A 24,725-nucleotide genomic window follows, 5' to 3' on the forward strand; every position below is an offset into this window, starting at 1 on the left:
GGAAAAATCATGAAACGAAAACAACCAGCAACACTGTACCAAGCAAAGCGATTCCTCTTCCGGACGAGTTTACCGATCATTTTATTCATGCTTGCAGCAGCCGGTCCCGCCCTGGCCCACAAGTTTCTCGCCAGCGGATGGGTCGAGGAGGACTCGATTTTTATTGAGTCGGCCTTTGGCAACGGTGACCTGCCCCACAATGCCGAGGTCCTTGTTTTCGATGAGGCAGGCAAGCAACTTCTCTCCACTACCACCGACGATGAGGGAACCTGTTCCTTTAAGATTCCCCAAAAGAGTGCCCTAACTGTCAAGATAAATGCCGGCATGGGGCACCAAGCCGAGGTCTTAATTCCTTTAGAGGAAGTGGCAGCCGCCTTTTCAGGAGAGCACGCACCTGCCGCTGCGGCGGCATTGCCATCAACCCAAACACCAAAAGCCGCAACGGCTGATGCGCAGATGGTTTCAGGTCTTAGCGCACCGGAAATTCAGGCCATCGTGGAAAAATCCCTGGATAAAAAACTGCGTCCCATTGTCCGTAAACTGTCGGTAAAGGAGAATACCGGCCCAAACGTTAAGGACATCGCCGGCGGCATTGGCTATATCTTCGGGCTGGTGGGCATTGGAACCTATTTCAAATATAGGCACAAAAAGACCTGATTCACCGATGTTTTGCTTATCCAGGCCGGAACCAGGTCCTGAAACAATTGAATTTCAGACTGAAAGCGAAACAGCGCCTGCGCCTGATCGGCCCCAACGGAAGCGGCAAATCGACCCTCATGCATCTTTTGATGGGGCTCAACAAGCCCGATTCCGGAACGATCCGGATTCTCGGCCAGCCCATGCGTGGGGAGAAGGATTTCAAGCTGGCCCGGCAGCAAATGGGTTTTGTGTTTCAAAATGCCAATGATCAGCTTTTCTCCCCAACTGTCATAGAGGATGTGGCCTTCGGTCTGCTAAACATGGGCAAGCCCCTGCAAAAAGCGGTGGAATTATCCAGAAAAAGGGGTAACTTTCATGAATGGCGTCAACCGACGTTCTTTCATAAAAAACTGTTGCGACACAGGAGGCATGCCATTGACAACGCCATACAAGGACAGTTACCACTCATCTTCACACCCCAATCCCCTGAAAGCCGGCTACTTCGCCAGTGAGTTCGGCATCGACGAGCGTTTGTGCGGTAACCTCCTGGACATCGCGCTCTCACACGGTGGCGACTTTGCCGATCTTTTTTTTGAGCACACCGTGAGTAATTGGCTGATACTTGAAGACAACAGCGTGAATAAATCCCACACGACCATCACCCTGGGCGTTGGCATTCGTACGGTGAATGGCGATCAGGTAGGGTATGGGTATACGGAAGATCTTTCTCCGGCCGCCATGATCGCTGCGGCAAAAACCGCCGCATCCCTGACCGATCGTCAGGCAACAGCCAAAACGTTAACATTCGCGGCGATGGATCACGACAATTACTACCCCCTGAAAAACATCGACCCGATTGCGCTGGACCGAAAACTGCCCCTGGTCGAAGCGATCGACCGGCGCTGTTTTGAAAAAGAGCAATCCGTTGTTAAAGTAAGCGCCGGGTTTCACGACAGCCTCAAACGGATCATGATCGTAACCAGCCAGGGAACCGTGGCCGAGGATACGATCCCCCGCAATTTTCTTTACGCCAATCTGATCGGCCGGAAAAACGGACGCCATGAGCGGAGTAGATGGATGCTTGGCGGACGGCATGATTTCTCTTTCTATACCACCGATACGGCCCGAAAAATTGCCGATGAGGCGGTAAAGCGCCTGTTAACGCAATTCGGTGCCGTCGCCCCGCCGGCCGGTGAGATGCCGGTGGTCCTGGGCCCCGGCATTACCGGCGTTCTGCTGCACGAAGCCATCGGACATGGCTTGGAAGCTGATTTCAACCGCAAGCGGATATCGACCTACAGCGACATGCTGGGGAAAAAGGTCGCTGAACCATTCGTGACTATCGTGGATGACGGCACCGTCGATCACCTCGTGGGATCGATCAATTTCGACGACGAAGGCTCACCGAGCCAGAAGACGGTCTTGGTGGAAAAGGGAATCCTGACCGGATATATGCACGATAAAATTTCGGCCCGGCACTATGGCACCGCGCCCACCGGCAACGGCCGCCGCCAAAGCTATGCCCACTATCCGCTTCCGCGCATGAGAAACACATACATGCTGGCGGGGGAACAAGCCCCGGAGGATGTCATCCGTCAGGCGCAAAACGGCATCTATGTTGAGGATGTGACCAATGGTCAGGTGAAAATCGGCGAGGGTGATTTCGCCTTCTACGTCTCCAAGGGCCGAATGATCGAAAACGGCCGGCTAACCGCACCCATCAAGGACGTCAACATCATCGGCAACGGTCCCAAGATGCTTGCCAACATCGTCAGCGTGGCAGGCGACCTTGAACTGAATAAGCGCGGTGGCGGGAACTGCGGCAAGGCCGGGCAATGGATTCCCATAGCCTCTGGCCTTCCCACCTGTCTGGTAAAATCGATGACCGTCGGAGGCGCACGCCAACAAGGAGGGAAAGCATGAGGCACGAAGACCTTTGCCAGTGGACCATGGAAACGGTGATGAAACAGGGCGCGTCCGACTGCAGGGTGAGCCTTACCAGACATCTACAGGTTGAAATCAGGTATCGCATGAATCGCCCCGAATCGGTAAAGGAGGCGACGACCCGCAGTCTCTGGCTGATGCTTTACGCAAACGGCCGATATACGGCGCAATCCACATCCGATATGAGAAAAACGGCACTGGCGGAATTTATTTCCTCGGCATTGGCCAACCTGCGTCACATGCCCCCCGACCCCTGTCGAACCCTGCCGCCGAAAGCGTATATCGAAAATCAGCCCCAGGCCGACCTCAATTTGTACGATCGGCAACTGGCCGAAATGCTCATTGACTCTCGCCATCGACTGGTCGCCTCAGCCTCCCAGGCCTGCCTGGATAACGGTGGCGACCAAATGATCCATGTTCAGGCCAGCGTCACGTTTTCGGAGAAGAAAAATTTACGCATGTCTACGAATGGATTCAGCGCAGCGACCACCGACACGACCGTCCGGTTGGGAGCATCGATGACGGCCAGGGACCATGGCGAGAGAAAACCGGCCGGCTATTATTTTGCCGGGTGCAGACATATTAATGATCTACCTGAAGCAACGGATATCGGCAGGCAGGCCGCCGAACGGACCTTGAATCTTTTAGGTGCTAAAAAGATGCCTTCAGAGACCCTTCCCGTTATCGTGGAAAACCAGGCGGCCAGTGGTCTGCTGTCAAGCCTGATCAACAGCCTGAAGGGAGCCAACATTCAGCAGCAACGCTCTTTTTTGGCCGATAAAAAAGGCGTATCCATCGGCGGACCGGACCTTTGTCTGGTCGACGATCCACTGATCGTAAAAGGCCTGGGAAGTCGCCTTTGCGATCATGATGGCCTGCCGTCGAGACCCCGCACACTGGTCGATCGTGGGCGGATCAATCCATTTATGATCGACTGGTATTACAGCCAAAAGATGAAATGTGAGCCGACCAGCGGAAGCGTTTCCAACCTGACGATCCCTCCCGGGAGCCGTTCGATAAAAGAGATGATGGCCGACGTGGACCGGGGCATATTGATTAGCGATTTTATCGGCGGTAACACCAACCCCACCACCGGCGACTTTTCGATGGGTATTTTCGGCCAGTTGTTTGAAAAAGGCCAGCCCGTCCAAGCCATCGCCGAAATGAACATTGCCGATAACCACTTGAACTTCTGGAAAAAGCTGGCAGCCGTGGGAAACGATCCGTGGATATACGGCAAATGGAGAATTCCCAGCTTGCTTTTTACGGATGTCATGGTGGCGGGGTTTTAAGATTCACAACATTACCCAATGAGGAAAAACCGAAATCGATTGACTTTTACTAATAAATCTATCTAAATTGCATACTACAAAAATATACGTCATTGATGATAGCAGAAGCTATCTGCGATCTACTCTCAATAGAGAAAATAAAAAGATAGGGGACCTATACCCTACGGGCGGGTTCAACCTATTTCTTAATAATTCGAATTCAAGGCCATGAAGGTCTGCCCACAGGATGGGGATGATCTCGTGGCTTTTTTTTTGCTGGACGCCCAAGCTTGACGGTTCCGTACAAAGCCAACAATTCCAATTTGGCGTCATTCCGGCGTAGGCCGGAATCCAGTTTCACCTAAACTGGGCGATTGTCGAGCTTGCCGCATATACAAGGCAGATGTCTTTCCGCTATAGTCGCCTATGCGGGAAGACATCTAACGACAGAGATGCGGTGAGATCGGCAACCCCGTCAGGGGTTCAAATTTTGGGAGGTAATAATGGCCTATCGTATTACCAAGCTTGCCCATTTTCATGAATCCCAAAATTTGAATCGCCCAGTTTAGGTTTCAATATGTTGAGGAGGGGAAACCAGATGAATGGGGAAGAATTGGTGCAAATTGCGACGATAACCGAGGCGGATCTGTCGGCATTATCTCATTTATATGGATTGCTTTTTCCAACAACCACGCCCCTGACGCGAATGAAACAGATATTTGTGAAAATGAATAATAGTTCTGGATACTTGCTGCTCGGTGCCAAGGCAGGCAACCGTCTTGTCGGCTCCGCCATGGGCGTCATCTGTGCAAGTCTGTCCGGTGACTGCCGACCATTTATGGTCATCGAAAACATTGTTGTCAGCCCCGAGTCAAGGGATAAAGGCATCGGCAAGGCCCTGTTGCAGGAGCTTGAGCTTCAGGCTGCAGCACGAAATTGCTGCTATGCGATTTTAGTCTCTAAAATGGGGCGGGAATACGCCCATGTGTTTCTCCGATCGCTGGGTTATAATATGGATGAATACCGCGGGTTTAAAAAGCATTTTAAATAGTACCCATCCATCCCCTCATAATTTAATCTTATCTTTTTCCGTCAATCCATCAATCACCTCTACGCGAATACCATCGGACAAACCCAGTTTAATGTCCCGCCGTTCTAATGTCTGTCCTTGTCTTTGAAGCTCAACATAGGGCACATCCCCATCGAATGCCAGACACTTCTCGTCGATGGACAATACGTTTTTTCTCTCCTCCAGCACAATCTGGGCATTGGCGCTGTACCCCGCACGGATGAAAATATCGGGATCAGGCGTGATGTCGGCCTTGATCTGGAACTGAACCTGCCCCTCATTTTCCGATTTTCCTTTTGGAGCGATATAGGTGAGAATGGCGTCTATTTCTTTATTTTCAACGGCTCCCAGTTTCAATTTCAGTTTCATTCCGCATGCGACCTTACCGACATCCGATTCATCGATCACGCCTTCAAAGATCAGCGATTGCATGTCCGCAATGGTTGCAATCGTGGTTCCCTCATTAAACGTGTTGCTTTCAATCACCGTGTCACCAACCTTCACAGGCACGTCCAGGACCATGCCGGAAATGGTCGCGCGAATAAGGGTCTGGTTTTTATTGTCTTCTACGCCAAAGCCGCCTTCTTTGATGATTTGCAGGTTGTTTTCAGCAGCCTTTAAATCAGTAACCGCCAGCTCATGCTCAAATTTGGCTTTCTCAAAATCCTCTGTGGACATGGATGAATAATTACTGTCACGAAGAAATTTTCTTCGTTTGAGTTTGCGTTCTGCTTCCATCAGATTGATTTTGGCTTTTCTTAAGCGATTGTAGCCTTCATTGAGCAGGGCCTGATCTGGAACCACCCGCAATTCCGCCAACACCTGGTTTTCTTTGACCTCGTCTCCCGGCTTCACGTCGACACGTTGGATGATCCCCGGGATCTTCGGGGTAATCTTTACCTCTTCGCGCGGGACAACACTGCCCGAAACCAAAACGATCTGTCGTATATCCCTGAATGCTGGAGACTCGGTCTTGATCACCACCGGCGGTGATTTTGATTTCTGGTACAAATAGTAGGTGGCCATGACGAATGATCCGCTGACAGCCATCAAGACCATACATAAAGTTGTTATTTTTAAAAGCTTGGACATATTCATACCTATATTGAGCGATTAGCCATTAGCGGTTAGCGATTAGCAAATTAACTCAATAGAATTGCAGCATTTTGGCATCTAGCCGAACAGGTAAGCATCAAATTGTTGATAAATGCTTAACAGATAAGGGCCAACTGCTAAAAGCTAATCGCTAACCTTGGGTCATAGTCAATTGCTTCTTAGCGCTTCAATCGGGTTAATACTAGCCGCACGGTAAGCGGGCATCAGGCCGGCAAAGAGTCCAGTAATCACCAGCAGTGCAAGTGCATATAAGGCAATGGTCAAATCGATCTCCGGATTCTGGAAATAATCATTGTGCAAATGAAATTTTTCCATAACATAGCCAATGGATTGCAGTATGAAAACGCCGACGACCAATCCGATATAGCCGGAGACAAAAGTGATAATAACCGATTCCTGCAAAATCAGCTTGATAATGGAAAACGGCGTTGCACCGACGGCCTTGCGGATGCCGATCTCCCGCGTTTTTTCTTTCACGATGATCAGCATGATATTGCTCACCCCAACAATACCTGCGGTCAGGGTACCGATGCCCACGATCCATACGAAGATATTGATCGCTTTAAACAAATTTTTGACTGTGTTGAACTGTTTTCCGCTGTTATACGACATGATTCCACTGCGATCCTGTGGTGATACATGGTGCCGCTGCTTTAACAAAGCAACGGTTTTTTCTTCGATTTCCTGGACCTGAAAATCCTCATATACACCGACACAAACCCAGTGGATGGTGTTTTCGAGCTTGAAGGTCTGTTGCAGGGTAGACACCGGGATGTATATGCAGGCTGTCGGGTCACTCCCGCTTTCACCCTGAATGATTCTGTTAAACACACCGGCCACTTTGAAATAGACGCCATTGATCTGGATATATTCTCCAAGAGGGCGATGGTTGCCGAACAACACCTGCATTACGTTTCTACCGATGATGGCGATCTTTCTCTTTTGGGTGTAATCCAGTTGATTGATATACCGCCCCGCATCCATGGTGATGCTCTCGATCACCTTTAAATCAGGCATACTACCGAGAATTGTAAAGGAGCCGCGGGTTTGACCGAAATTCACCGTAAACTCACCATTCAGGAAGGTGCTCCCGCTCAGATATTGAATTCCGGGGATCTGTTCCCGGATCGCCTCCAGGTCCGTATTCGTAAGCCTGACACGCCGTCCTGGATTCATTCCCTGGTATGGGAGTGAAGTTTTTTGCCCCCAGGCAAAAAAACAATTACTCACATGGTGGGCAAACTGTCTGGCAAACCCCTTTTCGAACCCCCTGCCCAAACCCATTAAAAGCAGCAATAAGAAAATACCCCAAAAAACACCGAACCCGGTCAGAAACGTTCTGAGTTTGTGCTGTTTGATGGACAGATATATTTCTTTCCACTGGTCGATGCTAAACATTATTGTTTGAGTCCTTTTCAATCACCCCGTCTTTCAGATGAATAATTCGATCACAACACTCAGCGACTTCCTTCTCATGGGTGACGATCACCACGGCAACACCCGAACGGTTGATTTCTCCGAACAAGTCCATGATTTCAACAGTTGTGCGTGAATCCAGGGCACCGGTGGGCTCATCCGCCAAAACCACCTTCGGCTGGGTGGCCAGTGCTCTGGCAATGGCCACCCGCTGCTGTTCACCGCCCGAAAGCTGATCCGGATAATGAGATCGGCGGTTCTTCAATCCGACTCGTGTCAGCAACCCTGATGCCACTTTTGCTCGATCACGATGCGGTACGTTTTTATAGAGAAGTGGCAAAGCGACATTTTCCGCTGCGGTTTTAAACGGAATCAGATTGAACGATTGGAAAACAAACCCAAAAAATCGATTTCGATACTTTGCCGCCTTGGTTTCCGACAGGCCATTGACCAAATGACCGTCAATCCAATATTCCCCGTCAAAATCCAGATCAAGCAGTCCCATGATATGCAGCAGGGTGGATTTGCCTGCACCAGACTGTCCCATAATGGCCACGAATTCAGTCTTAGAAATATTCAGATCAATTCCGTTCAGGATTGAGATGAACCGATCACCCGACTTACATGTTTTGGCTATTTCAAATAGTTGGAGCATTGGACAAGTCTCATCACTCCCGCTTTCACAGCATTGGGGGATATTTTTAAGGTTAGAATGATAAAATTTTGGACGCTGTAGGTTGGGTTGAGGCACGAAACCCAACAAGCGATTGTCGGGTTTCGCTACACTCAACCCGACCTACGATATCTCAATGCAAAAACAAGGTCTGGAAAATTCTTACCGACACGTTAACAACGCTGATACTCACGAATCAACAGGATTGGTGCAGGTCAGGGACGATACACGCTGGAAAACTACTTGACAAGTAAATTTCGATATCGATAGAAATTATTTTTTTTTAATCAGCGGTATCCCCGTGCCCTCACCGGTGCGGGATTTTTTTTGGCAACAACAGCTATGCGCAAGTTTAGGGAAACGCCCAGGCGGCCATGCGCAATTGCTGCTATGCGCTTTTGGTGTCTTCCATCGGAACGAGCTATACCCATGTATTTTACCGCTCGCTGGGTTACAATATGGATGATTATCGTGGGTTTCAGAAAGCATTTTAAATAGTTCCACCATCCAGGAATGACGAATGTCCAGCAATTGACACATGAATTTGAACCTTGACAATGGCCAGTCGATTTCTTACGATATCTGTATCGATCAACAAAAAGGGGAATTTTATGTTCGCCACGATTTCAAGCAAATATCAAGTCGTCATTCCAAAACCGGTCAGAGAACGCCTCAACCTCAAACCGAAGCAAAAGCTGACCGTTATCGAAAAGGATCGAATGCTCATTCTGATCCCTCAAATCTCGCTTGACGACCTCAGAGGCATTGCCGCCGGGGCTAAAACCGACGACTATCGCGAAAAGAAAGAACGGTCTTGATGATTATCGTTGATTCCTGCGGCTGGCTGGAATGGTTTACCGACGGACAACTGGCCGACGCCTATAAGCCCTATCTTGAGGATACGGATAACCTCTTAATGCCTTCGATTATTCTTTACGAGGTATATAAAATTCTTAAACGGGAGATTGGCGAGGAGAAAGCGCTTATCGCTTCAGGGTATATGAAAAGCGCGACGGTCATACCGATTGATGAGACGCTTGCGCTTTCGGCTGCGGACATTTCGTTACAAGAAAAATTGGCCATGGCCGACGCTATCATCGTTGCTGTGTCCCGCGCCCATCATTCAAGAATCATCTCCTCGGATGCGGATCTTAAAAGTCAATCCTGTGTGGATTTCATTCCTAAAAAGTAACTACCGGCGTATGAGCCTTTTGGGCAACCAGGGCTGTCGTTTCACATGCAGCACTTTTTATATTTCTTCCCGCTTCCGCAAGGACAGGGATCGTTTCTTCCGACTTTTTGCAAAATCGATTCCTGCTTGATGGGTTCCGGCTTGAAATTTTTTTTCTTGCAGTTGGCGTAAATTTTCCTGAGTCGCGTGTGCCGGCTGCGAAGCCGCCTGTAAAGATCGGGAAACGCCGCTTCCATGGCCGGGCCGACCTGGCGGCAGGGATATCAGCTTGTATTCCAATCGATTCGACCACCGCCCACCGCTTTTTCTGGTAGTCCGCTTCAACCGCGAACAGTTCTTTGGAGTCCGGATCTGTCTTTCCGCCCTCTTGGACAAAGGACAAGGTGGCGGTTTTGCATGAACACTTCGACTTCAGGCAATATTGATCGAAAACCATACAATCCCTGCCATTCATTTCGGTACGGAGCATCTCCCCGTAAGGAAGGACCTCCGAATAGGCGTACATAGCCCCTTGGTTCTCGACCATATCGAAGTCAAAGACGGCGTCGATGGCATCGAGCGGCGCCGCTTCGGTTTGTTCATGTTTGTATGCGAAATGAACTCGACTCAATAGCTGAAAATCCGCTTCATCCATGTTGGATAGCAGCAATTTCGCGAACGCCAGGTGGTCTTTGGGAACCCCGCTTTCATCCTTGTAGGCGAGTTCCTTTCGATCGATATCCAAGTCGACGCGATAGGGAAACCCCGGAGCCTTTCGGTCCGCGGGATCCAGTGGGGTGAAATGCTAAGACAAAAATAGTGTAACGGCCTACCTCGCCTATGCGGCAAAAGTGTAACGGTTGGTTCTACTATCCCGCAGCGATACCCCGCCCCAAAAATGAATAAACGTACCCCGCCTACCCCGCTGTAAAAGCTCCCGTTGGCAATCGTCTTTTCTGCAGTTCTATTGTAAACCGTAATGGGGCATTCGTATGGTCCAGGAAAATGAAGAGAAAGCCCGGAACTATCCCTTCCGGGCTTTCAAGGTGAACTCCGTATCAAGGCCGGATGTTCAATATGTAAATTACTTTAAACTCCGGCGACGTTCAAGGCCGGATGTTAAAGTTGATCCAAATATCCTGTCGTTGGTGCAAAAACGTTTTTTGTATGTGCCGGCGCTGCTTTCGTGGGCATGCTTATTGTTGCGATGCATGCCGCATCGCCGGTCGTCTCCAGTCCCGCCGAAAAGCGCAGCGACGCTACCGTCAAACCCCAAAAGGCAAAAAGACCCACTGTTTGGCCGAAAACCGCCGGCGGCATCGGAAAATCAATCCACCTTCAAAAAATATGGATGATCATACTACTACAGGCCCTTGGCAATGGGGTACGGTCCTGTCACGGGAAGAAAATCCAGTACATTTTCGCATAGGTTCTCGATGCCGCTGCCATTTTTGCGGTCGAACAGGTGAAATTGTCAGCCATTTTCCTCGCCGTGGCTATGGGTAAGATCTTTTTCACAGAATTTTTCACGCAGATAAGGAGGCATTATCATGAAACGACGGTTTACAGGGGGGAGAGCTGTTTCAACTGCGCAATCGAATCCCGGTTGACTGGCTGATCAAAGAACAGCTTCATATTCCATCTAAAGTGATCGAAGGTATTTTCCGGTTCCTATGCCCGCTGTGCAATGAATTTCAAACCGCGACCAACCCCAAGACCAATCTTGCCAGGTGCTTTCTTTGCGAGAAAAACTTCAACCCGATTGATTTGGTCATGACCGTGAAAGGTCTTGGATTCGTTGACAGCGTTAAATATTTGCATACCCTTTTGCCTGACACACCGGATACACCTACAGACCAGCGGCTAAAATTGAATCAACTGCTGGGCGATATCGGGAAACGGATGAGCATCGGGTAAACAGATGGCTGATAATCGACTCATCCAATTGGAAGATATCATCGCTGCCAATCAACACCATTTTTACCAAACCGGTAAGGCATTAAAGCAGATTCGTGACGATCGATTATTTCGCGATTTGCTGTTCGAGTCGTTTGAAGCCTATGTCAAACAACGATGGGATATGGCCCGATCCCAGGCATATCGCCTGATTAAGGCCGCAAATGTCATCGACAATTTGTCCCCAATTGGCGACGGCATCCTTCCGGAAAATGAATACCAAGCCAGGGTCTTAGCGCGTTTTACAAAAGAGGATCAACGCAATATTTGGCGTGCATTTATCGCATCCGGCATGGCGCTTACGGCCAAAAATATTCGAAAGTTGGCCTACCAAGCCTCAAAAAACAAGCCCGTCAAAAAAGCGAATGCGCCCATGGTCGATATCATCAGCGCTGACTATAAAGCGGCTGTAATGGCCATGCTGGAACAGATTCGGTCGGCGCAAAACGACGATTGGCAAACGACCTCCAGACAAACTGCTTTATTCTGGCTGAAAGTGATGAAAGAGAAAATCATACATCATGAAAGACAAAGACTTTGAACGGCTGCCCATGGACGAACGTTTTCTGATCTTGCTGCACAAAAAGATCATGGACAAGACCGGCAGCGCCAAACGCAGGGCCAAAAAATATTACATGGATCAGTACCGTAAGACCGGCGTCATTCCCAAACCACTGCTGCTTGCCAGCCAAGGCATCATGGAAGGCAGAAAGTGCAGCGGCCGCCGCCGGGTCTTAACCGAAAAAATCCAAAAACGCTTCATCGAGATGGTCAAGGCCTCCAGCGATCCATTGGACGATCGTTTTGTATTTATCACCCGCCATGGACGAACCATCAAAAATTACCACGCCTGGCTCGAACAAGAGTTCAACCGCAAAATTTCACTTGGCGCTTTAAGGCGTTTTGCCAGGCAAGCCCACCTCAAGGTCTATCTGGAAAAACCGGACTTCGAGGAAGAGGCGGATCCCGGCGTCTGCTTTCAGGACGAACCGGTTTTCGACTTGATTCAGATGGACGGGTGCAAATTTCGCTATTTAAAGATTCGCTGGGGCAAGGGCGCCTGGGCCAAGCCCCAGGTGATCGAGTTTTTTGACACCGGATCACGCTTCATGCTCGTGCTTGAAGCCTATTTTAGCGAAAGCAGTCTAAACGCGGTGGACCTGTTCGAGAAATTTTTGGTGAGCACCCCCTTTCCCGCAAAAAAGATACGGCTGAGACCGGACAATGCAAAGGGTTTTGTCAACCTGAAACGCCCCATCAACGAACTGAACATCAAGTTTTCATTGCCAGGCGGGTTTTATCTGCAACCGGACTTCTCACGCATCCATGCGCCCAAGGACAAAGCACATCTGGAGTCATCCCATCGCAGCATTCATCATTTTGAAATGCGGATCATCAAGCATTTTGAAGATCGCATCGCCAAGACGGAACCGGGCTATATCTACAGAAACGGCAAGAAGGAAAAAATCACCGTCACCTATCTTGACATCGATCTTGAAACGCTGCGCCAAAGCGACCTGCTCGAATCCTATCGCCGGCAGCACAATGAGCAAAAGCACTATTATTCTGTGAACGGTAAAACATCGGCCTGGGTGCCGAAGGAAAAATTTGACGCCGGCCTTGCCCAGTGCGAACGGTTAACGTTCGGTGCGGATGACGTACGCCATTTCGCCAAATACGGCTATGACAAGATCAAGGCCACCGTGGGAGCGAAAGGCATCATCACCTTCAATAATCAGACCTACCATGTGGCCGTTGGTGCACAACACTTCAGCCGCCACAAGAGTACCAAGGTGTATATCTCCGATCTTGGCGACAAGCTGTTCATCTTCGAGCATAAAGAAAACGGTATCTTGCTGGGTGAAGCGCTGCGACGGGAACCCTACGAAAAGCCGGTCAACCAGGCAGTTGCCGAACCCAACGCGGTCGAATTGATCAGCGCTTATCTGCAGGAGAAAAAGATGGCGGTGGATAGGCCACGATTGATTGACATCCACCTTCGGGGCTTGACCCTCGATGCCGCCAAAGCCATCTACCGACAGAATCGAAAACGATATATCGCTTACGCGATCAAACTACGCCAGCCTGACGCCATCACCGGCAAGGCGCTTTTCAATGCGTTCATTTTGGATTGCGAAAGACAATTGTCAAACAACCCTTTGGTTGAGTATGCCCCATGCAGCGAAAACAAAGTTTTATAAATGACAAGCGCCGAGTATCCTATCTGTCCGCGGTATACAACCGGATCTACCGGGGACAGAGCGTATTGATCGAGGGCGAATATGGCGTCGGGAAAACCCGTTTTCTTGAACTGCTCAAACCCAAAAAGCTTCAAGGCGTATGGGTCGAGTCGCTTTGCAATGTGCATGAAATTTTGGCTTCCATCCTTCAAGGGCTGAACTACGAAGCGGTGGCTACTTACCAACGCACCCACCACCATTTGAAACTGATCAGAAGCCTGACCGACTATTACATCGTCATCGACGAGGCCAATGACATCGGCAAAAGGGTTTGGCCTTACCTGAAGCGAATCATGGACGCGCATGTACCCATCGTTCTGGCCGGACTGCCAAAGGTGAGAACCTATTTAACCAGCCAGCATCCGGATATCCTCAGCCGATTGAAAACCTTGATTCTCTATCCCATCGTTGTCGAGGATTTCATTCTGGAATATAAAGATTTTGAATCTGAAGCCATCGAACAGATTTACGTTGCCACCAGGGGAGATATGAGAAAGTTCAAGGAGATTTGCACGGATTGCCGCGACAAAGCCAAAGAACTGGGCCATAGCTTCGTCGATTTAAATCTGGTGGTCGACTTTCTCGCCAATCTTCATCCCATGTAGGCTCCAAAAAATAATCTCTTCCTTCACTCTGCGGCATATTAGCCTTCCCCCAAAACCTATCAAACCGACATCTTACCTTTTGTTAAACGCGTTCGCGTAGCCGATTACGTAACGATGCATCGTTTTTCTAATAACCACTAACGGCGCAACGGCATAAAGTGATTTAAAATAATGAAATACGATGGAAACGTGACATTATTTTACCACGCCTAAAAAATGGTTCGGGCGCATTAAGGTACTAAAATTTTATGATTATTCCTTGTGTGAAGCCTCAAGTAACGGGAAAGATAGCGTTACACTTTTTGCGTCTTAGCATGAAACTCAAATACAGGACCATACAGGTACACACCGGGTTGTCGCATGTACCTATTTCGCATTGGTAGGTCCGGGCATTGTCGATGTTTGGGATGGCTGCCATCAACCCTCGGTTTGATCATCGATAAAAAATACCGATCCCTTCATGCTCTCAATCGTCATATTATCACCTTTTTCGTTCATCCTGGGCTGGCTTAGGTGTTTTCGATTTGCCATGCATTTGTTTTGTAATGAATCGCGAATCATAACGCAAGATCTGCTCAAAATAATCTTTAAATAGTCCCACCATCCAGATCGGTAATCGGTAATCGGTGATCGGTGATCGGTGATCGGTGATCGGTGATATAGGTTAATGGGGAAAGGATGTTTGAAACTCAAAACCAATTGACAACTAAAAAAGTCAAGCCTGTGTAGATTTCATTCCTAAGAAAGGAAGACACGATCCTTTTGTGAAAACTCCCTCCACGCCACCCGTTTTCTTATACATACTAATCGCTGGCCATGCCTGCGACATCAATTTCTCATATCGTGTATCATTGAATTTTCGATCCAGTCATTCTTGACGATTACACGTCAGCCCATTTATAAGGAGGAGTCGGTGAATCGAGAAAAACGCTACGTGAAATAGAAACCAAAACCGAAAGAAAGATAACACCATTGAAATTCGTCTACTTCAGTGTGACCTCCAACGAAGTTCCCAACCTTAGTGAAGCTGCCCGGCTGTTTATGGAAAAAGTCGCCCCGCTTGAGATCTATGCTCGTACACGCAGCCAGTTAGAAGACAACCCGGACAGCCAGGCGAATTTTGTGCAACGGGCCATGGCCGCCGATGTCGTGGTGGTCACCCTGATGGCTGGAAGTCATTCCTGCCCAGCCTGGGAAATGCTGATTCAAGCACTTGAGAATCAACGAAGAAGCGGTTCACAGCATCCTTACCTGCACATCCAGCCTACCGGCAGCAATCCGGAAACACTGGCTTTGGTACAGGCGCATTCCGACGGCCTGGACGATGATGCCTGGCAAACCCTGAGTCGTTATTACCGCTACGGCGGGGCTGACAACCTGCACAACCTACTGATTTTTATAAATCAAAAGGTGTGTGGGGGCAGTATCCTCGCCAAGGCGCCCCTGCAGCCGCCCTACGAGGGATTGTATCACCCGGATCACGGCTATATCATTGATGCCGAGAAATACCGAGCGGCCCTGGACCCGGCCAGGCCCACGGTAGGCATCTGGTTCTACCAGAATTTCTGGACCAGCAACAACAAGGCCCACATCGATGCCATGGTTCGGGAGATCGAGTCCCAGGGCGCCAATGTGATCTGTGTTTTCCACATGCGCTTCAAGGACACGGTGCTTGGCAACCAGGGGGCCGACTACGTGGTCGAGCATTTTTTCATGCAAGATGGCCGGCCCGTGATCGATGTGCTCATCAACCCGGTCATGTTCAGTCTGCAGACCGCCTCACCAGAGTACAAAGGACTTTTGGCGCGGCTGAATGTCCCGGTCATTCAGGCCATTGCCACAGGGCGCAGCATCGCCGAATGGGAGCAAAGCGACCAGGGCCTCAACAACGTAGACATCACCATCAGCGTAGCCCAGCCGGAACTCGACGGTGTGATCATCAACGTGCCGGTGGCTTCCAAGCAGTGTGTGGACATCGATCCTTTGACCGGCGCGGCCGTCAACAAATACGTGCCCATCCCCGAACGCATGGCTAAAATGGTGCGCCTGGCGCTGAACTGGGCGGCACTACGGCATAAATCCAATGCCGAGAAAAAAATCGCCATCGTGTTCCACCACTACCCACCACGCAATGATCGCATCGGCTGTGCTGCGGGCCTGGATTCGTTTGCCAGCGTGGTGGATCTGCTCGGTGCCATGCAGCGTCAGGGATACCATGTAGAAACCGACTACCCCGATGGTGATGCCCTGGCCCACGACCTTTTGGCCGGCATGACCTGTGACCGCCGCTGGCTGCCCATGGATCAGATGGCGGCCCGGGCCAGTGCCTCTGCCGGTCCGGAAGATTTCAACGACTGGCACAACAGCCTTCCCGATTCCGTGCGCGAAAAAATGACCGGGGACTGGCAGCCCATGCCCGGCGACCTGTTCGTGCACGACGGCCGTCTTTTTTTTCCGGGGCTGATCAACGGCCATGTATTTCTCACCATTCAGCCGCCCCGGGGATATTTTGAACAAATCGATAAACTGTATCATGACCCGCACCTGTCGCCGCCCCACCACTATCTGGCCCACTACCGCTGGATGTCGAACGTGTTCGGGGCCGATGCCGTAATCCATGTGGGCAAGCACGGCAGCCTGGAGTGGTTGCCGGGCAAGGCCGTGGGGCTTTCCGAAACCTGCTACCCGGATCTGGCCATCGCCGATCTACCCAACATCTATCCATACATCATCAATGATCCCGGCGAGGGCACCCAGGCCAAGCGAAGGTCTTACGCCTGCATCATCGATCATCTGCCCCCGCCCCTGACCAATGCCGGGCTCTACGAGGATCTGGCCGACGTGGAAAACCTCATGTCGGATTACCAGGCGGCAAGGCTTCAGGATCAGGGCAAACTCGATCTGTTGGCCCGCATGATCTGGGAGGCCGCCGAAACGGCCGAGATCACGACTGATCTGAATCTTGAAAAAACAACGGCCCTTGGGGATGTGGATGAGTTTCTGGAAACGCTGCATCACTACCTGAGCGAAATCGCCGACACGGCCATTGCCGACGGCCTGCACATCCTCGGCCGGCCACCGGCCGATGATTTTTTGGTCCGCACCCTGGTGCAGATGACCCGCCTGGCCAATGGCGAGGTGCCGTCCCTGCGCCGGGCCGTTGCCGCGGCCCTGGGCTATGACGCGGATTTTCTCACTCAACACCGTGGCCGCATCATCGATACTGAATCTGGTGCCACGGGTGGCCAGCTTCTGGACAAGGTTCATAGCCTGTGTGAAAGACTGGTGGCCGATTTATTGGCCGGCAGTAATGCGCCGGATGCCGTGTTAACCGTTCAGCAGCGCCACCTGGGCAAAACCGAGCCGGACGTCACCCAGGTTTTGTCCTTCATCCGTGACGACCTTTATCCCCGCGTGCAGCAAACGCGAGACGAACAAACCGCCTGCCTAAACGCCCTGGACGGAAAATTTGTGCTGCCCGCTCCCTCGGGCGCCCCCAGCCGGGGCCAGGCCCACATCCTGCCCACCGGCCGCAACTTTTACTCGGTCGATCCTCAGAAGATTCCCACACCGGCGGCCTGGGCGACGGGGAAAAAGCTGGCCGATGCCCTGATTGCCCGATACCGGGAGGAACACAGATCCTACCCCGACAACGTGGGCCTGATTCTGTGGGCCAGCCCCACCATGCGCTCCAAGGGCGATGATGTGGCCGAAATTCTCTACCTTCTGGGTGTGCGTCCGGTGTGGCAAAAAGGCTCGGGGAATGTACGCGGGGTGGAAATCATCCCGGCGGCTGAACTGGGCAGGCCGCGCATCGACGTCACACCGCGGGTTTCCGGTATCTTCCGCGACGCCTTTCCCTTGTTGATGGATTTGATCGACAAGGCTGTGCAAATGGTGGCGGCGCTGTCGGAAAAACCGGAGAGCAATTTCATCCGCCGCCATGTAATCAAAGATGTCAAGGATCTCACCGCCGAAGGATTGGATGCGGATTCCGCATTCCGCCAGGCCACGTTTCGCATTTTCGGGTCCCCACCGGGCAGCTATGGCGCCGGGGTGGCTCAGTTGGTGGAATCCAAACAGTGGGAAACCACCGATGACCTGGGTGAGATGTATATCCGCTGGTCGTCCTACGCCTATGGCCAAAAAACTTTTGGTGTACCGGCCGAATCCGATTTCCGGCGCACCCTGGGCCGCATGTCGGTCACGGTCAAAAACGAGGATACCCGAGAAAAGGACATGATGGCCTGTACTGATTTTTACAACTATCACGGCGGCCTGATCACGGCGGTGCATGCTGTGCAAGGCCGGCGCCCCTTCTCCCTGGCCGGCGACAGCGCCGACCCCGATAATGTTGTTGTGCGCACCACCACCGAAGAGGCCCGGCACATCTTCCGATCCCGCCTGCTCAATCCCAAATGGCTGGAAGGCCTTCAGCGTCATGGATACAAGGGCGCCGGCGATATCTCCAAGGCCATGGACATCATCCTGGGATGGGACGCCACCGCCGACGTGGTGGACGATCACATGTACCGGCGGTTTGCTGAACGTGTACCCTTGAACCCGGACATGGCCGCCTGGATGAAAGACGTCAACCCGTATGCCCTCGCCAACATCATCGACAAGCTGCTGGAGGCTGCCGGCCGGGGGTTGTGGAATGCCGATGCAGACACCCTGGATGCCTTGCGCGAGGCGTATTTGGATGTGGAGGGGGAGATTGAGGAGGCTGTTGATCGGTGATCAGTTATCTGTCATCAGTTATCGGTTGCCGGTTATCGGTTATCGGTAAATTGAGAATGGAAAATGGAGAATTGTGAATGGTTAGGTGGTGGTTGGTGATCAGTGGTCAGTGATCGGTTATCGGTGGTCAGTAGACGGTAAGTGACCAAAGAGATGGGTGGATTCAGTGACTGGGTGATGGGGTGAAACGGAGAGTGGGGGATTGGGAGTGTCGGTGGTCGGTTGCCGGTTGCCGGTGAACTGTAATCGAGGTTAATCGCAGAAAATGGTCGAAGCTCAAAACCGATTGACGACGACAAATTATCATTAAAATCAACGATCATGGGCGAAGAGACACAGATCAAAATGGCTATAGCCAGACAACGTTTCACTCCATCTGCAAATTGAATTTTCAAGAAACACGGGAGTTCACGTAGGGGCACGGCGTGCCGTGCCCTTGTTCGACCTGAACCCGGATCATGGCGTCAGCGGCCAGAAAGATCCGGATCAGAAACCAACACTGACCCCGGCCTCCACATAGGCCCCATCCTGAACATAATAGGCCGTTGCCGGGCCACCACCGGCTTCGGTCAGTTCACCGTCACTGTTGATGGCGCGCTCCACCTCCGCGTCGAAGATGTTCTTGACCAGCACCCAGATTTTATATCGGCTCCAGGAGTAGGAAACGGACCCATCCACGGTGGTTTTGGATGGATACTCCACCCGGTTGGCGTAATATAGGTAGTATTCGCCCCAGATGTTCGCTTCCACGCTGGCCTTGAGCCCATCGTCTGAATCATTCTTTCAATTGATTCATCCAGGATAAAAAAATAGCGGGTAGAACGATCATCCAACCGTCAGGATTTCTTGACACATGATAATCATTATGAGACATTTGTTCTTACAATTCGTTATCCAACTATTGGATTCGTTTGGTCAAAAATGCTGCCGAACCGAGCATTGCATCTATTGACTCGAGCGGGATGGGAGTGGCTTACCATGATATGCTTCAACATTCAGTACAATGCGAAAACGGATCTATTGGAGGCCAGGAAGAAACTCTCACCCGCTTCTTATAGGCAATTGTTGATCAGTGTCTTTTGCGGCGTGCCGCACGAAGGATATATTCTGGATCTGATTGATGCACTCACTGCGGTTTTCCCTGAAGCTGCCGTGCTGGGCACCACCACCGCCGGTGAAATCATGGACGGCGGCGTGCTTGATCAAAAAACCGTCATCGCCTTCTCCCAGTTTCAAAATACATGGGTCTGTTCGGGCCTGGTGAAGGAAAACAATGACTTGTATCAGACCGGCCGGCAACTTGCCGCCCAGACCGTCCAGGCAGACACGCAGGTGGCGTTTGTTTTCGGATGTGGCATCAAAGACGGCGGTGCGATCAATGGCGAGCCACTTTTAGCCGGTTTTCACAACACTCGCCCCGACCTTCTAATCGCCGGCGCCCAGGCTGGAGATAATGGACAGGCCAGGCGAACGTTCGTCTTTACTCAGGATGGGATTACCGACTGCGGAGCGGCCGCAGCGTCATTGAGCGGCACCAGCCTGACCATCCAGAATCACTACAATTTGAGCTGGGTTCCACTGGGCAGGGAAATGGTTGTCACCCACGCGCAAGGGCCCATCGTCCACACCATCGATAAAAAGCCGGCCAAGGAGGTCTACGCCCATTACCTGGGCGAAAATGTCGGCGAACGGCTTCCTCACTCGGCAGCCGAATTCCCGCTTATGGTTGATCGGCACGGCATGCAACTGGCCCGGCATGCCAACCGGGTTCTGCCAGACGGATCATTGGCGTTCATGGCGCCCTTTCACACCGGCGAAAAAGTCCGCTTTGCCTTCTGCCACACGCAGCTGGTTGCCGAGTCGGCGCGGCACACCTTCGATGTTTTCGCCTCCCATAACGCTGAAGCCATCTTTATCTTCTCCTGCCTGTCGCGTAAATGGGTGTTGGGAAAGGATATCGAACTGGAATTGGCGCCTTTGGGAGAGCTGGCACCCACCGCCGGTTTCTTCAGCTATGGTGAATACTACTCCCGCAATGGCAGGAACCATTTCTTGAGCCAGACCATGACCGTATTGGCACTTTCCGAGAAGCTCCCCACGGATAACAAAATCAGAGACCGTCAATTACCGCCCCGTTATCAGCCTCCGGAGACCAAACAGATTCAGGACCTCAAAGCCCTCCATCGCCTGGTGGAAACATCGGCCAATGAGAGAGAACAGCTGATCGAGGAACTGCAGGCCGCCCTGGCAGAAATTAAAACGCTGCGCGGACTCATCCCGATTTGTGCGAGCTGTAAAAAAGTCCGGGATGACAAAGGTTACTGGAACAAAATCGAAGAATACATTCAGAACCATACCGGCGCCCAGTTCACTCACGGCATCTGCCCCGACTGCGCCAAAGAACTCTATGCCGAGGTTTTCAAGGAAGATTGAGGGGCGCGGTAAAAAAGAATTACACCAGATTGCCCCGGACTTTGGTTCATCTGCAAGGCGCATTGGCGGTTGCATATTGAAATATGTGACTGTCGATGCAACACCGCAGATGGGCCAAAGAACAAGTAAGATGGTGTGATTATTTTTTACCGCGGCCCTTTAGACGATCCCTCTTGATATGCCGATGCGTCGTCCCGCCTCCATCTCCCATTGGATTCCGTATTTATCGATCCAATAAAAGAAAGTAATCGGGAAACCGTCCAGTTTAACAGGATGGTAGTTATCGCTGGGATTGATCATTTTGACCCCTTCCTGCTTACGAAGAAATTCGAACACTTCTTTACAATTCGATACTTCCAGGGCAATGTGCCGCGGCCCGCCCACGTCGTAGGTTTTCGGTTGGGGCGGGATCATCTGGTTTCCCTTGGGGGCATGATAGGCCATCAGTTCCAGATAGATATTGGCCTGGGGATGCTTGAGAAAGCGAACATCCACATTGACCTTGGCATCCATAATCCCGGCATCCAGAGCGAAGGGTTTCATCTCAACGCCGGTATAATCCATTTTATTACCATCTGAATCATACGCCTGCTGAAAGCCGAGGACATGTCCATAAAATTCAGTCGCCTCATCCACACAGGGCACCACGACGTTGACGTGGGATAACCCCAAAACAAAATCTGACATGTCATGAACGCAGATTCGTTCCAGCATCAGTGTTCGGCAGATATCATCCACATACACACAATAATTCACCTGACGTCCTTTTTTGATATCCGGATTGCAGAGAAGATAGGATTTGCGATTCTCGTGATCGGTGTCATCCGGACCTTCCTGAATCGTTGCCTTCCACTGATGCCATTTAAAAGACTGCGGGTTAATGACATAACCTGCGGCAACCATGTCAAATGGATTAAATCCCTTGGCACCAAAGATCGCCTCCCACTCGGCCAGCCATCCCAGGGAGCGTTCAGCCAGAAAGCGCCCGATTTTGCTGGATTCACCGAGCCTGGCCAGATCCCTCGGCCTGATCCATACCTGATGACAGGCCTCGAAAGGGACCAGTGTCAGCTTGACTTCACTACCCAACAGAACTTCAAAAGCGCGGACATCAGATTCAAAATTCAAGTCCCTGAAAGGCTTGGCCTGCCAGAGACCGGAGATAAAATGCTGGTCCATGCTACGTCGGCCGGCGACCAGGACGATCTCGTCGATACGATCCTCAAGATCCGGATATTTCAGCAGCAGGAGGGCAATATTCGTCACTGCACCGATGGCCAGGATGGTCAACGGGCCTTTTCTGAGGGCCGCGGCCAGCTGTTCGACCGCCTCATTCGTGGTCGCCTTGGAAGACTCCTCGGGCAGGGTCGATTCGGCACCCTGATAAACGGACACGCTGTTGGGACCATAGGTTGAGATAAAGGATCGGGCCGTATTGGTGGTGACCTTGATATCATCCGTATTGCCCAGGGTGGAACTTACGCCAACCACACAGACTTCCACCGAGCGAAGCAACACGGCCAAGGCATATGCGTCATCCACATCACACAATCTGAAAAGACCTGATTCATGACCGATGGCGATATCCGTATCCACCCAGACGCGCTTTTGTGCATCCATTTTTCCCACTGTCGTTCCTCCATGCATGTTACGTTAGCATTGTTCTCAGGCAATTTTGACGGATTCGTAAAAAGTCCGATATCGGCGTTACGCTTCATCCCTCGTCACTGCGGAGTACGATCAGTACGCTGCCTACGGCACCCGCGATAGCGGTATTCTCGGGATTCGCAAGCCTTGATCTCGGGCTTTTTACAATTCCGTCCGAACTGCGACTTTTTACGACTCAGGCAACTTTAATGCTTTTACATTCTCAGGCAGTGGATAGCTTATCGGTTTTGATATCAAATATCTTTAGTGATATTGACGACATCGCAAAAAGAAGAGAATAGAATGAAAACGTTAATAGACAAACTGCTGGTTTCGCCTGCGAAGCTCGGCAACAATTTCAGGCGAAAGCGTATTTTCGTATACATGACTGGGGATCCGTGGTGGCAGATGATACTCTTCACACAGGGCAAGCAGTGTGCGATTCAATTGCTGCCGGTACCAGAGCGGCGGTTGCGGGTTGCCGTTGTATAGTTGGACGACGTCTTCCATGAGGTTTTCGTCCATCGAAGCCAGAAGCGCCTGCAACCGTTGCTGATGGCGGCCTTCATGGATCCACAACGGCTCCCAGAGGACAAAATCCGGCGAAACGGTTTTGAAGCCGTCGAACATCTGAATCAGGGAGGCATCATCATCGGTTAAAAAAGGAAAAATGGGAATCAATGCCACGCCGCAAGCAATGCCCGCCTTTTTCAAGGCGGCAATGGCGTCAAGGCGTTGCTGCGGCGAGGGCGTTTGCCCTTCGAGATGCTTGGACAACCATGGGTCGAGCGTTACCAGGGTCATTGCCACAATGACAAAGCTCGACCGGTTGATTTCAGTCAGAACCGGGATATCCTCACATACGGCAGGGCTCTTGGTAATGATCACCACCGGGCGGCGATGATCCCGCAGCACATTCAGAACCTGACGCGTGAGACGGTACTTTTTTTCAGCGGGTTGATAGGCCTCTCCTCTTCCCAGGCACAATACTTCATTAGAGGGGATATCCGCCAATTCCAAAGCCAGTCGTCTGGGTATGTCTGTATCGACAACGACTTCAGATTCAACAAAACCGTCATCAAATGCAATGCCGTCACAATACTGGCAAGCAAATTCGCATCGCCCGGCATACAATGAGAGGTTATAATCAGATAGAAACATTTCGTTCAGTTCATCTCTTTTGGGAAAAAGCACTGGTCTTTCCAGCTTCTGCTTAATATATCGGGGCATTTCGAAACTCCTGAGTTCCGTTTAATATCTTCACTTCAAGTTTTTCGAAGCAGCCCTTTCGCTTGGAAAAGGTCTGCGACACGATCAACATCCTCCGCACTGAATCCGATTCGCCACCATTTTTGGCGGCGATGAATAAGGAATGCGTTTTCCCTTGAGGGACGATCCATGTCTAAAGCAAACCATGATCGGAAGTCTCCTGTTCCTTGAATCCGGTACCGTCCGGTCCAGAAGTTGAGATTGATAAGCTCGATCATTCGTATCGTATCAAAATCAATTCTCTTCTTCCCGAACGGCCCGAAGAAATATCCTTTTAGAATCAGAAACTCGGGATACACTTCAATATATCTGTCCCGGTACAGGTTATTTTCATTCATCTTCAAACACGAATTTCTCCGATCCTTTCTGTCATTGGGTTGGGCAATGCGAATAGTAATCTGCAACTAAACGCTCCGGACAAACCCGATAATGACTTCAACCAGTTCTCTTTTTATTGGCAAATCCGGTTGGTTGTAAGTCTGAAGATTTTTCATCCGATCGATATCCGCTTCTTTGAAAATGTGGTTCATACCCTT

Annotated in this window: 23 protein-coding genes; 14 read left to right on the top strand and 9 right to left on the bottom strand. The window is 50.9% G+C overall.

Features of this window, described 5'->3' with window-relative positions:
* Positions 1-9 precede the first annotated feature (9 nt).
* The 5 genes from Dvar_RS37975 to Dvar_RS37995 all read left to right on the top strand — a co-directional run bounded on the left by Dvar_RS37975 (position 10) and on the right by Dvar_RS37995 (position 4,905).
* Positions 10-657, top strand: a complete 648-nt coding sequence (locus Dvar_RS37975; protein ID WP_419658674.1) for a hypothetical protein — start codon at positions 10-12, stop codon at positions 655-657.
* A 47-nt stretch (positions 658-704) separates the two neighbouring features.
* Positions 705-1,151 (top strand): ATP-binding cassette domain-containing protein, encoded by a 447-nt coding sequence (locus Dvar_RS37980; protein ID WP_419658675.1) that lies wholly within the window; start codon positions 705-707, stop codon positions 1,149-1,151.
* Positions 1,075-2,562, top strand: a complete 1,488-nt coding sequence (locus Dvar_RS37985) for a TldD/PmbA family protein (protein ID WP_419658676.1) — start codon at positions 1,075-1,077, stop codon at positions 2,560-2,562. Before Dvar_RS37980 ends, Dvar_RS37985 begins: the two co-directional genes overlap by 77 nt.
* Positions 2,559-3,875: a TldD/PmbA family protein gene (locus Dvar_RS37990; protein ID WP_419658677.1), complete on the top strand. Its 1,317-nt coding sequence runs from the start codon at positions 2,559-2,561 to the stop codon at positions 3,873-3,875. The genes Dvar_RS37985 and Dvar_RS37990 overlap by 4 nt, the downstream gene beginning before the upstream one ends.
* Before the next feature lie 577 nt (positions 3,876-4,452).
* Positions 4,453-4,905 (top strand): GNAT family N-acetyltransferase, encoded by a 453-nt coding sequence (locus Dvar_RS37995; RefSeq protein WP_419658678.1) that lies wholly within the window; start codon positions 4,453-4,455, stop codon positions 4,903-4,905.
* 15 nt (positions 4,906-4,920) lie between these two features.
* Here Dvar_RS37995 and Dvar_RS38000 read toward each other — a convergent pair whose 3' ends face one another.
* The 3 genes from Dvar_RS38000 to Dvar_RS38010 form a co-directional block, all read right to left on the bottom strand.
* Entirely contained in the window at positions 4,921-5,949 is a 1,029-nt protein-coding gene (locus Dvar_RS38000) for an efflux RND transporter periplasmic adaptor subunit (RefSeq protein WP_419658679.1), read from the bottom strand.
* 237 nt (positions 5,950-6,186) lie between these two features.
* Entirely contained in the window at positions 6,187-7,437 is a 1,251-nt protein-coding gene (locus Dvar_RS38005; RefSeq protein WP_419658680.1) for an ABC transporter permease, read from the bottom strand.
* Positions 7,430-8,110, bottom strand: a complete 681-nt coding sequence (locus tag Dvar_RS38010) for an ABC transporter ATP-binding protein (protein WP_419658681.1) — start codon at positions 8,108-8,110, stop codon at positions 7,430-7,432. Before Dvar_RS38010 ends, Dvar_RS38005 begins: the two co-directional genes overlap by 8 nt.
* A 629-nt stretch (positions 8,111-8,739) precedes the next feature.
* Between Dvar_RS38010 and Dvar_RS38015 the strand changes: the two genes are divergently transcribed.
* Both Dvar_RS38015 and Dvar_RS38020 read left to right on the top strand, forming a co-directional pair.
* On the top strand, positions 8,740-8,946 hold the full coding sequence (locus Dvar_RS38015; RefSeq protein ID WP_419658682.1) for an AbrB/MazE/SpoVT family DNA-binding domain-containing protein: 207 nt from the start codon (positions 8,740-8,742) through the stop codon (positions 8,944-8,946).
* Complete coding sequence (locus Dvar_RS38020; RefSeq protein ID WP_419658683.1) at positions 8,946-9,320, top strand: type II toxin-antitoxin system VapC family toxin; 375 nt, start codon at positions 8,946-8,948, stop codon at positions 9,318-9,320. Before Dvar_RS38015 ends, Dvar_RS38020 begins: the two co-directional genes overlap by 1 nt.
* A 41-nt stretch (positions 9,321-9,361) precedes the next feature.
* Here Dvar_RS38020 and Dvar_RS38025 read toward each other — a convergent pair whose 3' ends face one another.
* Positions 9,362-9,556: an SEC-C metal-binding domain-containing protein gene (locus tag Dvar_RS38025; protein ID WP_419658684.1), complete on the bottom strand. Its 195-nt coding sequence runs from the start codon at positions 9,554-9,556 to the stop codon at positions 9,362-9,364.
* Positions 9,557-10,491: 935 nt separating this feature from the next.
* On the opposite strand from Dvar_RS38025, the gene Dvar_RS38030 reads away from it, so the two are divergent.
* The 6 genes from Dvar_RS38030 to cobN all read left to right on the top strand — a co-directional run bounded on the left by Dvar_RS38030 (position 10,492) and on the right by cobN (position 18,840).
* The gene (locus Dvar_RS38030; RefSeq protein WP_419657311.1) at positions 10,492-10,728 is read left to right on the top strand and encodes a hypothetical protein; all 237 of its coding nucleotides are present in this window, start codon (positions 10,492-10,494) and stop codon (positions 10,726-10,728) included.
* Positions 10,729-11,072: 344 nt separating this feature from the next.
* Positions 11,073-11,216 (top strand): hypothetical protein, encoded by a 144-nt coding sequence (locus tag Dvar_RS38035; RefSeq protein WP_419658685.1) that lies wholly within the window; start codon positions 11,073-11,075, stop codon positions 11,214-11,216.
* Between the two features lie 4 nt (positions 11,217-11,220).
* Positions 11,221-11,796, top strand: a complete 576-nt coding sequence (locus tag Dvar_RS38040; protein WP_419657312.1) for a DNA methylase — start codon at positions 11,221-11,223, stop codon at positions 11,794-11,796.
* On the top strand, positions 11,777-13,456 hold the full coding sequence (locus Dvar_RS38045; protein WP_419658686.1) for an integrase: 1,680 nt from the start codon (positions 11,777-11,779) through the stop codon (positions 13,454-13,456). The genes Dvar_RS38040 and Dvar_RS38045 overlap by 20 nt, the downstream gene beginning before the upstream one ends.
* On the top strand, positions 13,432-14,100 hold the full coding sequence (locus Dvar_RS38050) for an AAA family ATPase (protein WP_419657314.1): 669 nt from the start codon (positions 13,432-13,434) through the stop codon (positions 14,098-14,100). The genes Dvar_RS38045 and Dvar_RS38050 overlap by 25 nt, the downstream gene beginning before the upstream one ends.
* 972 nt (positions 14,101-15,072) lie before the next feature.
* Entirely contained in the window at positions 15,073-18,840 is a 3,768-nt protein-coding gene (gene cobN / locus Dvar_RS38055; protein WP_419658687.1) for a cobaltochelatase subunit CobN, read from the top strand.
* 486 nt (positions 18,841-19,326) lie between these two features.
* Here cobN and Dvar_RS38060 read toward each other — a convergent pair whose 3' ends face one another.
* Entirely contained in the window at positions 19,327-19,590 is a 264-nt protein-coding gene (locus tag Dvar_RS38060) for a hypothetical protein (RefSeq protein ID WP_419658688.1), read from the bottom strand.
* Positions 19,591-19,818: 228 nt separating this feature from the next.
* Between Dvar_RS38060 and Dvar_RS38065 the strand changes: the two genes are divergently transcribed.
* The gene (locus tag Dvar_RS38065) at positions 19,819-21,273 is read left to right on the top strand and encodes an FIST signal transduction protein (RefSeq protein ID WP_419658689.1); all 1,455 of its coding nucleotides are present in this window, start codon (positions 19,819-19,821) and stop codon (positions 21,271-21,273) included.
* 159 nt (positions 21,274-21,432) lie between these two features.
* On the opposite strand, the gene Dvar_RS38070 is transcribed toward Dvar_RS38065, so the two are convergent.
* From Dvar_RS38070 to Dvar_RS38085, 4 genes are all read right to left on the bottom strand, one after another.
* Positions 21,433-22,893: a nucleoside hydrolase gene (locus tag Dvar_RS38070; protein ID WP_419664221.1), complete on the bottom strand. Its 1,461-nt coding sequence runs from the start codon at positions 22,891-22,893 to the stop codon at positions 21,433-21,435.
* A 339-nt stretch (positions 22,894-23,232) separates the two neighbouring features.
* A complete protein-coding gene (locus Dvar_RS38075; RefSeq protein ID WP_419658690.1) occupies positions 23,233-24,150 on the bottom strand; it encodes a radical SAM protein in 918 nt (305 codons plus the stop codon).
* Between the two features lie 35 nt (positions 24,151-24,185).
* Positions 24,186-24,533: a hypothetical protein gene (locus tag Dvar_RS38080; RefSeq protein WP_419658691.1), complete on the bottom strand. Its 348-nt coding sequence runs from the start codon at positions 24,531-24,533 to the stop codon at positions 24,186-24,188.
* A gap of 60 nt (positions 24,534-24,593) precedes the next feature.
* Positions 24,594-24,719, bottom strand: coding sequence for a hypothetical protein (locus tag Dvar_RS38085; protein ID WP_419658692.1), 126 nt, complete (start codon positions 24,717-24,719; stop codon positions 24,594-24,596).
* Positions 24,720-24,725: the final 6 nt, after the last annotated feature.

This window comes from Desulfosarcina variabilis str. Montpellier, assembly GCF_048565275.1.
In the GTDB taxonomy this organism is placed as follows: Bacteria; Desulfobacterota; Desulfobacteria; order Desulfobacterales; family Desulfosarcinaceae; genus Desulfosarcina; species Desulfosarcina variabilis.

Excerpts from the sequence above, each read along its gene's own strand:
- Dvar_RS37975 (WP_419658674.1), top strand. The coding sequence starts at position 10 with ATGAAACGAAAACAACCAGCAACACTGTACCAAGCAAAGCGATTCCTC.
- Dvar_RS37990 (WP_419658677.1), top strand. The coding sequence starts at position 2,559 with ATGAGGCACGAAGACCTTTGCCAGTGGACCATGGAAACGGTGATGAAA.
- Dvar_RS37995 (WP_419658678.1), top strand. The coding sequence starts at position 4,453 with ATGAATGGGGAAGAATTGGTGCAAATTGCGACGATAACCGAGGCGGAT.
- Dvar_RS38000 (WP_419658679.1), bottom strand. The coding sequence starts at position 5,949 with ATGGCCACCTACTATTTGTACCAGAAATCAAAATCACCGCCGGTGGTG.
- Dvar_RS38005 (WP_419658680.1), bottom strand. The coding sequence starts at position 7,437 with ATGTTTAGCATCGACCAGTGGAAAGAAATATATCTGTCCATCAAACAG.
- Dvar_RS38010 (WP_419658681.1), bottom strand. The coding sequence starts at position 8,110 with ATGCTCCAACTATTTGAAATAGCCAAAACATGTAAGTCGGGTGATCGG.
- Dvar_RS38015 (WP_419658682.1), top strand. The coding sequence starts at position 8,740 with ATGTTCGCCACGATTTCAAGCAAATATCAAGTCGTCATTCCAAAACCG.
- Dvar_RS38020 (WP_419658683.1), top strand. The coding sequence starts at position 8,946 with ATGATTATCGTTGATTCCTGCGGCTGGCTGGAATGGTTTACCGACGGA.
- Dvar_RS38025 (WP_419658684.1), bottom strand. The coding sequence starts at position 9,556 with ATGGAAGCGGCGTTTCCCGATCTTTACAGGCGGCTTCGCAGCCGGCAC.
- Dvar_RS38030 (WP_419657311.1), top strand. The coding sequence starts at position 10,492 with ATGCTTATTGTTGCGATGCATGCCGCATCGCCGGTCGTCTCCAGTCCC.
- Dvar_RS38035 (WP_419658685.1), top strand. The coding sequence starts at position 11,073 with ATGACCGTGAAAGGTCTTGGATTCGTTGACAGCGTTAAATATTTGCAT.
- Dvar_RS38040 (WP_419657312.1), top strand. The coding sequence starts at position 11,221 with ATGGCTGATAATCGACTCATCCAATTGGAAGATATCATCGCTGCCAAT.
- Dvar_RS38045 (WP_419658686.1), top strand. The coding sequence starts at position 11,777 with ATGAAAGACAAAGACTTTGAACGGCTGCCCATGGACGAACGTTTTCTG.
- Dvar_RS38050 (WP_419657314.1), top strand. The coding sequence starts at position 13,432 with ATGCAGCGAAAACAAAGTTTTATAAATGACAAGCGCCGAGTATCCTAT.
- Dvar_RS38065 (WP_419658689.1), top strand. The coding sequence starts at position 19,819 with ATGATATGCTTCAACATTCAGTACAATGCGAAAACGGATCTATTGGAG.
- Dvar_RS38070 (WP_419664221.1), bottom strand. The coding sequence starts at position 22,893 with ATGGATGCACAAAAGCGCGTCTGGGTGGATACGGATATCGCCATCGGT.
- Dvar_RS38075 (WP_419658690.1), bottom strand. The coding sequence starts at position 24,150 with ATGCCCCGATATATTAAGCAGAAGCTGGAAAGACCAGTGCTTTTTCCC.
- Dvar_RS38085 (WP_419658692.1), bottom strand. The coding sequence starts at position 24,719 with ATGAACCACATTTTCAAAGAAGCGGATATCGATCGGATGAAAAATCTT.